Source organism: Janthinobacterium sp. P210005 (genome assembly GCF_036231865.1).
Lineage (GTDB): Bacteria > Pseudomonadota > Gammaproteobacteria > Burkholderiales > Burkholderiaceae_D > Janthinobacterium > Janthinobacterium kumbetense.
In genome coordinates, this window is sequence record NZ_JAZARC010000001.1 from 1,481,305 (window position 1) to 1,494,760 (window position 13,456).

The 13,456-nt window shown below is 63.5% G+C and carries 10 protein-coding genes and 4 tRNA genes; 7 read left to right on the top strand and 7 right to left on the bottom strand.

Going from position 1 to position 13,456, the window contains the following annotated elements:
- Window positions 1–23: 23 nt before the first annotated feature.
- Window positions 24–587, bottom strand: coding sequence for a GNAT family N-acetyltransferase (locus tag VPH40_RS06490; RefSeq protein WP_099667367.1), 564 nt, complete (start codon window positions 585–587; stop codon window positions 24–26).
- Between the two features lie 179 nt (window positions 588–766).
- Here VPH40_RS06490 and VPH40_RS06495 point away from each other — a divergent pair, with 179 nt between their 5' ends.
- From VPH40_RS06495 to VPH40_RS06505, 3 genes are all read left to right on the top strand, one after another.
- Window positions 767–1,534, top strand: a complete 768-nt coding sequence (locus VPH40_RS06495) for a CPBP family intramembrane glutamic endopeptidase (RefSeq protein WP_328573018.1) — start codon at window positions 767–769, stop codon at window positions 1,532–1,534.
- A gap of 41 nt (window positions 1,535–1,575) precedes the next feature.
- Complete coding sequence (locus tag VPH40_RS06500) at window positions 1,576–2,232, top strand: hypothetical protein (RefSeq protein ID WP_328573019.1); 657 nt, start codon at window positions 1,576–1,578, stop codon at window positions 2,230–2,232.
- A 192-nt stretch (window positions 2,233–2,424) separates the two neighbouring features.
- Window positions 2,425–2,931: an AAA family ATPase gene (locus VPH40_RS06505; protein ID WP_328573020.1), complete on the top strand. Its 507-nt coding sequence runs from the start codon at window positions 2,425–2,427 to the stop codon at window positions 2,929–2,931.
- Here VPH40_RS06505 and VPH40_RS06510 read toward each other — a convergent pair.
- Together VPH40_RS06510 and VPH40_RS06515 are read right to left on the bottom strand one after the other, a co-directional pair.
- Complete coding sequence (locus VPH40_RS06510) at window positions 2,928–4,073, bottom strand: alpha-hydroxy acid oxidase (protein ID WP_251348158.1); 1,146 nt, start codon at window positions 4,071–4,073, stop codon at window positions 2,928–2,930. The genes VPH40_RS06505 and VPH40_RS06510 overlap by 4 nt on opposite strands.
- Window positions 4,074–4,167: 94 nt before the next feature.
- On the bottom strand, window positions 4,168–5,124 hold the full coding sequence (locus tag VPH40_RS06515; protein WP_328573021.1) for a phytanoyl-CoA dioxygenase family protein: 957 nt from the start codon (window positions 5,122–5,124) through the stop codon (window positions 4,168–4,170).
- Between the two features lie 114 nt (window positions 5,125–5,238).
- On the opposite strand from VPH40_RS06515, the gene VPH40_RS06520 reads away from it, so the two are divergent.
- The gene (locus VPH40_RS06520) at window positions 5,239–6,114 is read left to right on the top strand and encodes an AraC family transcriptional regulator (RefSeq protein ID WP_328573022.1); all 876 of its coding nucleotides are present in this window, start codon (window positions 5,239–5,241) and stop codon (window positions 6,112–6,114) included.
- A 55-nt stretch (window positions 6,115–6,169) separates the two neighbouring features.
- Here VPH40_RS06520 and VPH40_RS06525 read toward each other — a convergent pair.
- Window positions 6,170–6,246 (bottom strand) — tRNA-Arg (locus tag VPH40_RS06525).
- Between the two features lie 270 nt (window positions 6,247–6,516).
- Between VPH40_RS06525 and VPH40_RS06530 the strand changes: the two genes are divergently transcribed.
- Entirely contained in the window at window positions 6,517–8,688 is a 2,172-nt protein-coding gene (locus VPH40_RS06530) for a hypothetical protein (RefSeq protein ID WP_328573023.1), read from the top strand.
- A 114-nt stretch (window positions 8,689–8,802) separates the two neighbouring features.
- Here VPH40_RS06530 and VPH40_RS06535 read toward each other — a convergent pair.
- The 3 genes from VPH40_RS06535 to VPH40_RS06545 form a co-directional block, all read right to left on the bottom strand.
- Window positions 8,803–8,879 (bottom strand) — tRNA-Arg (locus VPH40_RS06535).
- 82 nt (window positions 8,880–8,961) lie between these two features.
- Window positions 8,962–9,038 (bottom strand) — tRNA-Arg (locus VPH40_RS06540).
- Window positions 9,039–9,120: 82 nt separating this feature from the next.
- Window positions 9,121–9,197: transfer RNA gene (locus tag VPH40_RS06545), tRNA-Arg, on the bottom strand.
- Window positions 9,198–9,624: 427 nt separating this feature from the next.
- Between VPH40_RS06545 and VPH40_RS06550 the strand changes: the two genes are divergently transcribed.
- Both VPH40_RS06550 and VPH40_RS06555 read left to right on the top strand, forming a co-directional pair.
- Window positions 9,625–12,114: a hybrid sensor histidine kinase/response regulator gene (locus VPH40_RS06550; RefSeq protein ID WP_289897350.1), complete on the top strand. Its 2,490-nt coding sequence runs from the start codon at window positions 9,625–9,627 to the stop codon at window positions 12,112–12,114.
- Window positions 12,115–12,420: 306 nt separating this feature from the next.
- On the top strand, window positions 12,421–13,404 hold the full coding sequence (locus VPH40_RS06555; RefSeq protein WP_305052578.1) for a GGDEF domain-containing response regulator: 984 nt from the start codon (window positions 12,421–12,423) through the stop codon (window positions 13,402–13,404).
- Window positions 13,405–13,456 lie beyond the last annotated feature (52 nt).

The window sequence follows — 13,456 nt, forward strand, 5'->3', positions numbered from 1 at the left end:
GAACGCATCGCTAACCTGTCCGCTCACGCGGCGCCCTTGCGCCGCGCTTCCCATTCGCGGCGCAGCAAGCCATACAGCGCCGAGTCGCTGACCTGGCCTCCGACGATCCAGCGTTCGGGCAGAAAACCTTCCTTGTTGAAACCCTGGCGTTCCAGGGCGCTGGCCGAACCGGCGTTGTGCGGGTCGATATCGGCTTCCAGGCGGTTCAGGTCGCGCTCGATGAAGGCGAATTCCAGCAGCGCCGACAGCGCTTCGTGCATATAACCCTTGCCCCAGTACGGGCGGCCCAGCGCGTAGCCGATCTCGGCGCGGCGGTTCTGGCGGTGCTCGGAAAACAGGCTGCAGCTGCCCAGGTATTCGCCCGTCGCCTTCAGCTCGACGGCGAAACGGAAGAATTCCTCTTTCTCGAAAGCGGCGATGTCCTCGGCAATCTGGCGCGTGGCGCGGCCCGTGTCTTCCCAGGGCGGTTCGCTGAAATAGCGCATCACTTCGGGGTCGGAATGCATGGCGAACTGCGCCGCCTCATCCGATGGCTGCGGCTTGCGCAGGATCAATCGTTCAGTGGTGATGGTCTTGCTGTAGGTCATGGCTCTCCAGTCTGGCGGCAAACGGACGAATGCTTATTATTCCATGCAACTATAACGATGTGGCAATTTTGTACGCCTGCTTTTAATGTAGTATGGCAATATTTCCACCATATCATTGATGCAACTTCATGATTCGCCCATGTACGCAGTAGCCGACGCGGCCAACACCGAAGCCAACCATGCCCTTCCCTAGAATCGCCCTCACCATGCCGGTCTCCCTCATCGCACTGGCCATCTGGCTGGGCTTGAGCCTGGGCGGCCGCTGGCTGGAAGCGGCCGGCTACGCCTTGCCGGGCGCCGCCGTCACCGGCCGCATCGGCCTGTCGTGGGCGCTGGCCGCCCTGTTCGCGCTGGCGCTGCTGCTGGCCTCAAGCCGGCGCCGCGCGGCGGGCCTGTGCGCGCCGCAGCCATGGAAAACGCTGTGGCTCGTCTCGCCGCCCCTGCTGTATGCGCTGCTGATGCTGTTGCTGGCCTGGGCCGGCGGCTGGCCGCAGCCGCGCGTGCTGCTGGTCGTCGCTTGCAATGCGGCCCTGGTGGCCGTCTCGGAAGAGCTGATGTTCCGCGCCATATTGCTGCAAGGCATGCTGGAGCGCTACGCCGTCTGGCCCGCCGTCCTGATGTCCTCGGCCCTGTTCGGCCTGGCCCATACGGCCAACGGCCTGGCCACGGGCGACGTCAGCGGCGCCCTGTGGCAAGCCGTGGCCGCCACCCTGCAAGGCGTCGGCTACGCGGCCATCCGCCTGCGCACCCGCTCCATCTGGCCCATGGTGCTCGTGCATGGCTTGTGGGACTACGCGCTAGTGACGGCCACCTTGCCCAACCCGGCCGAAGACGGCGCGTCTATCCTGCCGTATATCGCCCTGCTGGCCGTGCTGCCCCTGTGCCTGTACGGCGTCTACCTGCTGCGCCCCAGCCAGCGCGCCGCCTTGTCGCAAGCGCCACTATAATATTGCGACACAATTTTCCATCCATTTGCCGAGGAAGCTGCATGGCGTTTTTTTCACGTGATTACGAAGTATTCCTGCTGCTGGCCGCGCCCGCTGCGGCGCCGCTGTGGGATGCGGCGCAATGGATGCCGTTCGCCGCCAGCCTCGATGGACTCATGACGCAAGCGCGGACGAGAGGCCAGGCCGGCGTGCGCAGCCATCAATACAATCCCAAGGGCAAGCCGATTTCCTTTGGCCGCCTGGGCTGGGACGACAAATCGCACGCGAAGTGGACGCATACGCCGGAAACACGCGACGCCCGCTTCATGAGCCTGGAAGCGTGGGCGCCCACCTGGACCATTTGTGAAAAGGACGACCAGGCGCCCGATGTGTTCCTCGCCCTGGCCAATGAATCGCTGCTGGGACTGGCAGGCAAGCCCTTGCAATTTGGCCTGCGCCTGGTGTGCGCCATCGCCACGGACATGGGTCCGGAAGCGGCCGCCGCCTTGCGGCACGCCTTGACGCAGCTGGCGGCGCAGCAAGACGCCGCCGTCTTTGCCCACACGCAACGCCAGTGGGGTAGCGCCTCGCCCTACGGCGGTTTCACGGGCGCCATCCAGGATATGCTGATCGGCGGCCTGTTCCAGCACGACGACCCGCATGCGCAGCCGCTCGATGCGGCCACGTTCCGCGAGCCGTGGACACGCCTGGGCAATTGACAGCGCCCGCCATTCCATGGCATCGTTCAGTCATGCAATCGCCATTCCCGCCCCTGCCGTCGATTATTGCCGCCATTCCAACGATGGTGGCTTAGCAGCAGTGTGATTGCCAAAGCCGCCCGGGAGGCGGCTTTGATTTGCAACAATAGATCAAGACGTCTCGCAGGCATTATTTCTTTCTAGCGAGCGACCATGTCCCCTACCTCCAGCACCACCGCCTCCCCCACCCTGCACCTCGTGTGCGGCAAGATTGCCTCGGGCAAATCCACCCTGACCGCCCGCCTTGCGCAGGCGCCGCACACCGTGCGCATCAGCGAAGACAGCTTGCTGGCGCAGCTGTATCCGTGCCAGATCGCCAGCCTGGCCGACTACGCGGCTTGCGCGGCGCGGCTGCGCGCAGCCATCGCCCCTTTGGCCCTGCAGATGCTGCAGGCGGGCGTGTCCGTCGTCCTCGATTTTCCCGCGAATACGCCGGCCAGCCGCGCCTGGATGCGCGACCTGTTCCAGCAGGCGGGCACGCCGCACGTGCTGCATTACCTCGACGTGACGGATGAGGAATGCAAGGCGCGCTTGCGCCAGCGCAATGCCAGCGGGCTGCACCCGTTTTCCACCAGCGACGCGCAATTTGATGACATCACGCGCCACTTCGTGCCGCCCCAGGCATCGGAAGGTTTTGAAATCGTGCGGATTGCCGCTTAAAACGTCCCCGGCAGCAGGATCTTTTTATCCACCTGCTGCAGGTCGCGCAAGCCGCAAAAGGCCATCGTCAAGTCCAGTTCGTTGCGGATGATGTCCAGGCATTTGGTGACGCCCGGCCCGCCCATGGCGCCCAGGCCGTACAGGAACGGGCGGCCGATGTAGACGCCTTTCGCGCCCAGGGCCACGGCCTTGATCACGTCCTGGCCCGAGCGGATGCCGCCATCCATGTGCACTTCGATCTGGCTGCCGACGGCGTCGACGATGGCCGGCAAGGCTTCGATCGACGATTGCGCGCCATCGAGCTGGCGCCCGCCGTGGTTCGAGACGATCAGCGCGTCGGCGCCGCTTTCCACTGCCAGGCGCGCGTCTTCCGGGTCCATGATGCCCTTGATGATCAGTTTTCCGCCCCAGCGCTGCTTGATCCATTCCACGTCCGCCCACGACAGGCTCAGGTCGAACTGCTGCTGCGTCCAGGCCGACAGGGACGACATGTCCGACACGGACGTGGCGTGGCCGACGATGTTGCCGAAGCCGCGCCGTTTCGTGCCCAGCATGCCCGCCACCCAGCGCGGCTTGGTGGCCATGTTGAGAATGTTGGGGATGGTCAGTTTCGGCGGCGCCGACAGGCCGTTGCGCAAGTCCTTGTGGCGCTGGCCCAGCACCTGCAAGTCCAGCGTCAATACCAGCGCGCCGCACTTGGCGGCCTTGGCGCGGTCGATCAGGCGGTTGATGAATTCGCGGTCCTTCATCACGTACAGCTGGAACCAGAACGGTTTTGTCGTGTTCGCCGCCACGTCCTCGATCGAGCAAATGCTCATGGTCGACAGGGTGAACGGCACGCCGAATTGCTCGGCCGCCTGGGCCGCGAGAATTTCGCCATCCGCATGCTGCATGCCCGTCAAGCCCGTGGGCGACAGGGCTACCGGCATCGACACGTGCTGGCCCACCATGGTCGAGGCCAGGCTGCGGTTTTCCAGGTTGACGGCCACGCGCTGGCGGAACTTGATCTTGGCGAAGTCGCTGTTGTTGGCGCGGTACGTCGATTCCGTCCAGGAACCGGAATCGGCGTAGTCGTAAAACATGCGCGGCACCCGTTTCTGGGCCAGCACGCGCAAGTCTTCGATGCAGGTGATGATACTCATGCGTTTCCTCGGTCGATGGCAAGTCAAGCCATGATCGTGCATTTGCCGGCAATTGTCTATCCGGCAGGCAATGCCATCGGACGTGGCGCCACGCTTACCAGCCGCGCGCGCCGAGGATCTTCTCGCCCAGCGCAGTCAGCTGCGCCTGCGGATAGCGCAGCTGTTCCTTTTCCTCGGGATCGCCAGGGAATGCATAGCCTTGCGGCGCGCTGCGCTCGCGCCAGCTTTGCACGCGCCAGTCGCGCAGGGCTTGATTGTCTTCCTGGGCTGGCGTGAAGGAAATGTATTGCGCCAGGCGCACCTGGTCCGTCGATGTGTTCGGGCGGATGCCGTGCGCCAGCAGGCTGTTAAAGATCAACAACTCCCCTTTCTTCATGGCGATGAATTCCATCGGATACGGCACCGTCGCCAGATCCGGCTGCCACGGGTTGCGGTCTTGCGGCACGGTCTTGCGCCACGCCAGCAAGTTGTTGAACAATTCCGGATAGCATTGAAAGCCGCCGCTGTCGGGCGAAGTGTCGGACAGGGCCAGCACGCCCTGCACGTTGACGGGCAGCGGGTCGAGCGTGGTGTCGGCATCCCAGTGGATGAAGCCGCCGAACTTGCGCTTGCCATTGTTCGGCGTGTTCAGGTTGGCGCGGTCGATGGTCACCCACAGGTCCTGACGGTCCCAGATGTCGACAAAGGCGTCGTACACGCGCTGGGTCTGGCGGTTATCCCACAGGGTCTGGTTGTGATAGGCCTCGACCATGCCGGAACCGTTGAGCTCTTTCATCGCGTGGTCGCGCAACTGGTCCCGGTTCCAGGTGGCGGGGTCGTGCTGGTCGAGTCCCTGGAATTCCCACAGGAAATCGGTCGTGCGGCGCACCTGTTCCGGCGTCACGGCATCCTTGACGATGACGTAACCGTAGGTTTGCCAGTGCAGGAAATCGCTGTCGGACAGCACGCGCAGGGGCAGCTGTTTTTGTATGTCGCGCAACTGGGTTTGTTCCGTGTAAGCCACGGATGGATTGCCGGGACGGTCTTCGCCGTATTGATATCGGTTTTGCATCGCTGTCTCCTGTGTTGGTGTGGACAGATTGTGCTCCGGCAGTGCCGCGTAAAATGCGTGCGCAGCAACCAAAACTGATACTATCCTGACCATCAGCCTCTTTAAAACGTCACAATGACGCCTTTATTTGAACAAGTCACGATTCCGACGGGCCACTCCTGGGGCTTGCTGTGGCGCGAACTCGATGCGATTCCCTTCCTCTGGCATTACCACCCGCAATTCGAGCTGACCCTGACGGTCAATGCGCGGGGGCAACGCTATATCGGCGACCACCTGGGCGATTTCGAACCGGGCGACCTGGTGCTGCTGGGGCCGAATTTGCCGCACACCTGGTCGGCCAGCGAGCGCATCGACGGCACGCAGCCGATGCTGGCCGTCGTCGTGTGGTTTTCGCTGGAATGGGTGGAACAGCTGGCGGCCTGTTTTCCGGAGTTGCATGGCGTGCGGCAACTGGCGCGCCGCGCCGGCCCTGCCCTGCATTTTTCGCCGGCAACGAGCGCGCGCAGCGCAGAGAAACTGCTGCAATTGAATGCGCTGCCCGTGCCGCAGCGCCTGCCGCTGTTGCTTGACGTGCTGCTGGACCTGGCTGGCGATGGCGGTGCGCAGCCGCTGGCTTCGGAGGCGCTGGCGCCGGTGCATGCCGATGCGCAGCAAAAGCGCATGGCAATCGTGTTTGACTTCATGCACGCGCATTTCCGGGAAGAGATTGCACTGGAAACGCTGGCGCAGCGGGCGGCCCTGTCGCTGGGCGCCTTCCACCGCTGTTTCAAGCGCCACGCGCATTGCACGCCCGGCGAGTACCTGGCGCGGCTGCGCATCGGCCGCGCCTGCCAACAGCTGATCGAAAGCAATCTGGCCATCGCCGTCATCGCGCAAGAGGCGGGTTACCGCAACCTCGCGCATTTCAACCGCCAGTTCCGCGCCGCCAGGCAGGTGACGCCGCGCGCGTTTCGCCAGCAATACCGGCGCGGCGCCACAGGCGCAGCGTAAATCCATTCGGAAACGAAAAAGGGGATCAGATTTTACAATCTGACCCCCAATATTCTGGTGCGGCTGGCAGGAATTGAACCCACGACCCCTTGGTTCGTAGCCAAGTACTCTATCCAGCTGAGCTACAGCCGCCTAAGACAAGATTATAGCAGGGCTTTGCAGAATGGCAAAGCCGTGGCGGCGATATTTCACAATTGGCGGCCACTCCTGTCTTGCGGCGGCACACGCACGCCGCACTCTTGCTCATTTCATCACATTTCTTTCCAGACTGCGGCGCGAAACCGACAGCTTTGTTACTTGTTGCTCATTATTAATACATCCAAGAAAAATAAATTGCAATTCATGGAAAACTTTGAGAATGTTTACTAGCAGTAATTTTAATAAAAATACTAAGGGGATACCATGAAGAAGAACTTGCACAAATTATTGCCTCTGGCTGCCGCCTGCGCGGCCGCCCTCATGCTGGCCGCGTGCGGCGGCGGCAGCAGCAGCAGCCCCGCCGACCCGGTCGCCCCCGTTGCGCCTATCCCTCCCGTCGTGCCCGTTGTACCGCCGCCAGCCACGACGCTCAGCGGCACCGCCGCCGTCGGCGCGCCCGTCGCGGGCAGCGTGATTGCCATCGATAGCAAGGGCAAAGTATCCGTGGCGGTCAGTACCGGCGCCGGCGGGGCATACACGCTCGACGTGGGCGGCATGACGGCGCCCTTTCTCCTCAGCATCACCGGCACGGCCGGCGGCAAGCAAGTGACCATGAATTCCATCGCCACGGCAGCGGGACAAACCGTCAATATCACGCCGCTGACCGACCTGATCGTTTCCACGGCGTCGGGTCAGCCCGGCGGCGCCACCCTGGCAAGCATCTGCGCGCCCGTTGCCAATGCCGTCCCGGCCGCCTGCACCGCGGCGCTGGCCAGTGCCGCGACCCAGCAACGGCTCGATGCGGCCATCGCCGCAGTCGTCGCCATGATCAAACCGATTAACGCCAGCAACACCAATCCGCTGACGGGCGCCTTTGTTGCCAACGGTACGGGGATGGATGCCGTGCTGGACCAGATCCTCGTCGCGCCCGCGGAAGCGCAAGGCGCCATGGCGACGGTCACCCTGATTGCCACCAACAGCACGCTGGGCAGCGTGACCTTGCCTGCCGCCGCTGGCGGCGCCGCCACCATCCCCGCAGCGACGACGCCATCGGATGCCGACTTGCTCAAGGCGAACGCCGCGGCCAGCGTCTTGCCGGAAATCCGCGCCTGCATGGCCTCGCTCAGCGCCCTGTATCCGAAGACGGGCTTTGTCGCGCCGTCGACGGCGGCCGTGTCGCCGTTCATCGACAGTTCCTTCAATATGGGGACGGGCGTGGGCCAGGCGGAAATCGTGTCGGCCCTGACCAGCACCGACCAGGCCGCTCATGCCGGGCTGACCATCGAAGCGCTGGGCTTGGCCAGCGTCAACATGCAACCGCTAAGCACGGATGAAATCGCCACGCTGACGTCCTCGAGCAGCACCTCGACATCGCGCGTCGCCGACTTCATCAACAATCGCTTGGGCGCCGGGGCGACAGCCATCGGCTTCACCGCAGGCAAGCCGAGCAGCGCATGGGTACAGTTGCGCATAGGAACAGATGCGGGCATGCTCAACTGGAAGCTGGTCAAGACGAGCGATACCAGCGCCTGTGCCGGCGGCTGGAAGCTGGCCGGCAGCGGCCACCTGGACATGCACATGAATGCGCGCATCCAGCGCAGCCTCGACGGTGCGGGCGCGGCCACCTTTGCGCGCGAATGGGCCGCGCACGTCGAGCTCGACACCGTGCTGCAGGACAATCCGGCCATCAACAAGATCGACGTGCGGGGACCGGGCCTGACGACATTCGGCGACTTCCAGACACCGGGCACGGCCGGCAGCAAATTGCAGCTGATCCTGCCAGCCACGGGCTACACCCACATGCGGATTGCCGACAGCAATGGCGCTGCCAGCGCTTTCTACAATAACGCGGAAGCGATCCAGAGCTGCCAGGACCTGGCCAGCTTGCCCGCCGGCACGCCGGGCCTGGGCGCCGGCACGGCCTGCATCGACGAGACGAAAGTGGCGCCGGGCAAAGTATATGTCTGGACCCTGAAGACAGCGAACGGCCCCGTCAGCGCCTTCCCGTTCCAGATCAATGCCGTGCCCCTGTCGAAAGCGTTTGCCCGGGCAAACCAGGCCAGCCTGTTCGCCACGATCACCAGCATCACGCCGGCGAAACTGTCGTCCATCCCGGCCGCCACCCTGCTCGATGGCGCGGTGACCTTCAATTACACGCAGTCCGCCACCTACGGATCGAAAATGGACAATTGCGGCCTGTACCTGTTCAATGGCGCCACGCCCGTGCTGAACGCGGAACAAAATGCTGTTGGGCAAGAAACCGCATGCACCTTCACGACCTCGGGATTGAATAGCCTGGCGTCGAATGTGGCGGACCCGGCGCAATCGGGCGGTTCGCTGTTCAAGTTCACCGGCCCCGTGACGAATGGCGGGCTGTGGGTGACCACCATCGTCCTGGGCAACCAGGCGTCCTCGGGCCAGCCGTATCCGAATTGATGGGATATTGGCGCAACTGCGGCAGGCCGCGCCGTCGGCGGCCCGCTGCAGTTGCGCCGGACGAAAAAAAACCCGGAAAGCGAACTTTCCGGGTTTTTTCACTACTGCAAATACTGGTGCGGCTGGCAGGAATTGAACCCACGACCCCTTGGTTCGTAGCCAAGTACTCTATCCAGCTGAGCTACAGCCGCAAAACTTCTACAACATTCCACGAACGACATGGAGGTGAAACTTGTTACAACAAAACCAGGCAAAGTCTGATTTTCAGTATTCTGGTGCGGCTGGCAGGAATTGAACCCACGACCCCTTGGTTCGTAGCCAAGTACTCTATCCAGCTGAGCTACAGCCGCAAAACTTCTACAACATTCCACGAACGACATGGAGGTGAAACTTGTTACAACAAAACCAGGCAAAGTCTGATTTTCAGTATTCTGGTGCGGCTGGCAGGAATTGAACCCACGACCCCTTGGTTCGTAGCCAAGTACTCTATCCAGCTGAGCTACAGCCGCGCAGGCAAACATTATAGCGTATTCATTTCGCTTTGAAAAGTTCGATTTTTCAATCGCTTAGCTGATTTTGCAGAATACCGCCCCGCATGATCGACTACCTTTTCACTGCTAAAAAGCTGACGCCTTTTTATCGATGGACACTTCTGCTTTCACAGGAGCTTCCAGCGAATCGAGAAGTTGCTGTCTCGAAAGAAGCGGGATTATAGGGACTGCTTTCCAGCCTGTCCAGTGCTATCTGCAGGCAACGCGCAAGCGTGCGGTGGCGCTGCGCCGCTTGGGGCTACAATACCAGCCAGACAGGGGCGCTTGTGCCTCCCCTCATTCATGGCGCGGGCATTGACCATCATGACCCATTTAACTGAGCTTAGCGGCGGCGGCCCGGCGGGGCAAGAGCCCGTGCGGCAGACTCACTGTTGCAGGATTTCCGATGGCCAAGCCTGACCGCACGCAAGATCTGCTGCCCCCATCAGCGCCGCTGAGCCTCTCCGGCGAGCGCCTGGCAAACTTAATGGAAAGCATCACCGATGGCTTTTGCCTGCTCGACCGCGACTGGACCATCCGCTATATCAACACGCGCGGCGCCGACATGCTCGCACCGCAGCGTCCGCCCGGCGCCAGCCTGGCGGGCAGCAGCCTGTGGCAAGCCTGCCCCGCCCTGCAGGGGACGGAACTGGAAGTGCAATACCGGCGCGCCATGGCGCAGCAGCACAGCAGCAGCTTCGAACTGCTGTACCGGCCGCTGGGGCGCTGGCTGGAAGTGCGCATCTTCCCTTCCAGCGATGGCTTGACCACGTACATCCAGGACATCAGCCAGCGCAAGGCGGCCGAGGAAAGCTTGCGCCACAGCGAGGCAGACTTGCGCGCGCTGGCCAATTCCATCCCGCAACTGGCCTGGATCGCCAGCTTCGACGGCACCATTGCCTGGTACAACCAGCGCTGGCACGACTACACGGGCACCAGCGCCGAACAGATGGCGGGCGACGGCTGGAGCATCGCCTATCACGCGCAGCATTTGCCACCCATGCTGCACGCGTGGAAGGCCGCCTTGCGCGACGGCACGCCCTTCGAAATGGAATTTCCCATCCGCGGCGCCGACGGCCAGTACCGCTGGTTCCTGACGCGCGCCAATCCCGTGCGCGACCGGGGCGGCCAGCTGCTGCGCTGGTTTGGCACGAGCACCGACGTCGACCAGGTCAAGCGCGCGCAGGAAGCCTTGCGCGATGAAACGCGCGTGCTCGAATTGCTCAACAATACAGGGGCGGCCCTGGCCGGCACCCTCGACTTGCCCGCCCTGCTGCAGGAAACCGTCGATGCAGCCACGCGCATCAGCGGCGCGCGCTTCGGCGCCTTCTATTATGACGATGCGGGCGAGATTCCCGACAGCGCCGCGCCCCTGCCCTCGGCGCGCGCCGTCAACGGCATCAGCCTGCGCCAGGCCGATGCCATCGCCACCGAACTGCGCCAGGGGCCGGCCATGCGCCAGAACGACTTGCTGGCCGCGCCCGATGCCAGCGCCGATGGCGCGCCGCCGCTGCGCAGCTGCCTGAGCCTGCCCGTCAGCTCGCGCTCGGGCCTGTTGCTGGGGCGCTTGCTGCTCGGTCATCCGCAGGCGGGCATGTTCAGCGCGCGCAGCGAACGCATCGTCTCGGCCATCGCGGCCCAGGCCGCCGTCGCGCTCGACAATACGCGCCTGTACGCGGCCGCCACGCGGGCCGCCGAAGAGCGCAAGGTACTGCTCGACAGCGAACGCGAGGCGCGCGCCGAAGCCGAGCGCACCAACCAGCTGAAAGACGATTTTCTCGCCACCCTGTCGCATGAGCTGCGCACGCCCCTGTCGGCCATCCTCGGCTGGGCCCAGGTGCTGCGGCGCGGCACGCGCGACCAGGCCGACCTGCACCGCGGCCTGCAAAGCATCGAACGCAATGCGCGCGCGCAGGCGCAGCTGATCGAGGACTTGCTCGACATGAGCCGCATCACTTCCGACAAAGTATTGCTCGACCTGCAAACCCTGGCGCCCGCCAGCATCATCGCCTCGGCCATCGAAACCCTGCGCCCGGCGGCCGACGCCAAGCACATCGCCATCCACTGCAACATCGCCAGCGATGCGGGCACCATCACGGGCGACCCCAGCCGTATCCAGCAAGTGATCTGGAACCTGCTGTCGAATGCCCTGAAGTTCACGCCGCAAGGGGGGCGGGTCGATATCGGCGTGCGCCGCGAGGCGTCGCGCCTGTCCATCACGGTGGCCGACAACGGCGTCGGCATCAAGAAGGATTTCCTGCCGCACGTGTTCGACCGCTTCCGCCAGGCCGATGCCTCCACCACGCGCCGGCACGGCGGCCTGGGGCTGGGACTGGCGATCGTCAAGCACCTGGTGGAGCAGCATGGCGGCACGGTCACCGTCAGCAGCGCCGGCGACATGCAGGGCGCCAGCTTTACCGTGCGCCTGCCGCTGGGCACGCCGGCCGCCGCGCGCCAGGCGGGCAGCGCCCCGCCCTCCAGCCATGACTTGCGCGGCGTCAAGGTGCTGCTGGTCGATGACGACGCCGATGCGCGCGAACTGACGGAACGCATCTTACGCGACAACAATGCCGAAGTGCACGGCGCCGGCGGCGTGGCGCAAGCGCTGCAACTGCTGGAGCAGGTGCGCCCGGATGTGCTGGTCAGCGACATCGGCATGCCCTACGCCGACGGTTTCGACTTGCTGGCGCAAGTGCGCGCGCACGCCGCCCCGGAGTTGGCCCGGCTACCCGCGCTGGCGCTGACGGCGTTTGCGCAGCCGCAAGATCGCCAGCGGGCGCTCGACAGCGGCTTCCAGGCCTGGATCTCGAAGCCGCTCGACCCGGCCGGACTGGTGGCGGCCGTGGCGCAGCTGGCCGCTGCGCGCCCTGGACGGGAGCGCAAAACACCATCTTAAAAAGATGATGCAAAGAAATAAATAGTGCAGTACAAAATGACTATTTTCATGGGTTAGCCTTCCTACTTTCAGACGCGGCACTGTCCTACAAGCAACTAAGCTGAAGTTTGCTACACTGAAATGCAGAAGCACACCTGCACGGCAGGCTGGAAGCGGCGACCTTGGCCGGGGAGAACGGCAGAAGCGAGTTCATGCGCAGTTGTGCGCCCTATCTTGTTGCAAGGCGCTACTATCTTTTCCACCGCCGTCAGCCCATCATCTGCGGTAGAAGCCAGCGTTGCATAGACCGTATAACCGAGACCTTACATGCCCAGCCAAGATGAGATTTTGAAAGCCAAAATTTTGGTCGTCGACGATTCACCCGACAATGTCGACCTGATGCTGGAAATCCTGCGCGATGCCGGCTATACCAACGTCACGGCCACCATGCGTCCGGCACAGGTTTGCCCCCTGCACCAGGAGCATTGCTACGACCTGATCTTGCTCGACCTGCAAATGCCGGAACTCAATGGTTTCCAGGTCATGAAAGGCTTGAAAGAAATCGAACATGGCGGCTACCTGCCCGTGCTGGCCCTCACGGCGCAACCGAGTTTCAAGATCGCCGCCCTGGAAGCGGGCGCGCGCGACTTCATCAGCAAGCCCTTCGACCTGATGGAAGTGCACAAGCGCATCCACAACATGCTGGAAGTGCGCCTGCTGTACAAGGAACTGGCGCAATACAGCAAGCAGCAGCAGGAACTGGCGCTGCACGATCCGCTGACGGGCTTGCCGAACCGGCGCCTGCTGGAAGACCGCATCGAGCATACGCTGCAGCAATCGGCCCGCAACCGCGGCAAGTCGGCCATCCTGTACCTGGACCTGGACGGTTTCAAGGCCATCAACGACAGTTACGGCCACGGCTATGGCGACGAGATCCTGAAAATGGTGGCGGCCCGCCTGGTGGGCGCGTCGCGCAAGGAAGACACGGTGGCGCGCATCGGCGGCGATGAATTCGTCATCGTGCTGGGCAACCTGGCCGGCAAGGGCGACGCGCGCGAACCGGCCGCCAAGCTGATCGAAGTCATTTCCGAGCCGTATTTCATCAACGACCTGACCCTGCGCCTGTCGACCAGCATCGGCATCGCCATCTACCCGGACGACGCCAGCACCGTCGAATCCCTGCTCGGCGCGGCGGACACGGCCCTGTATGAAGCCAAGCGCGCCGGCAAGAACCGCTTTTGCTGCACGCCGCACGAGGTGATCGCGGCGCAGGTCAACATGCAGAAAAGCAGCATTCCATCGATCGCCTGACCGTGACGCCGTGCGGCGCGTAAAAAAAACCGGCAAGCCTTGCGGCCAGCCG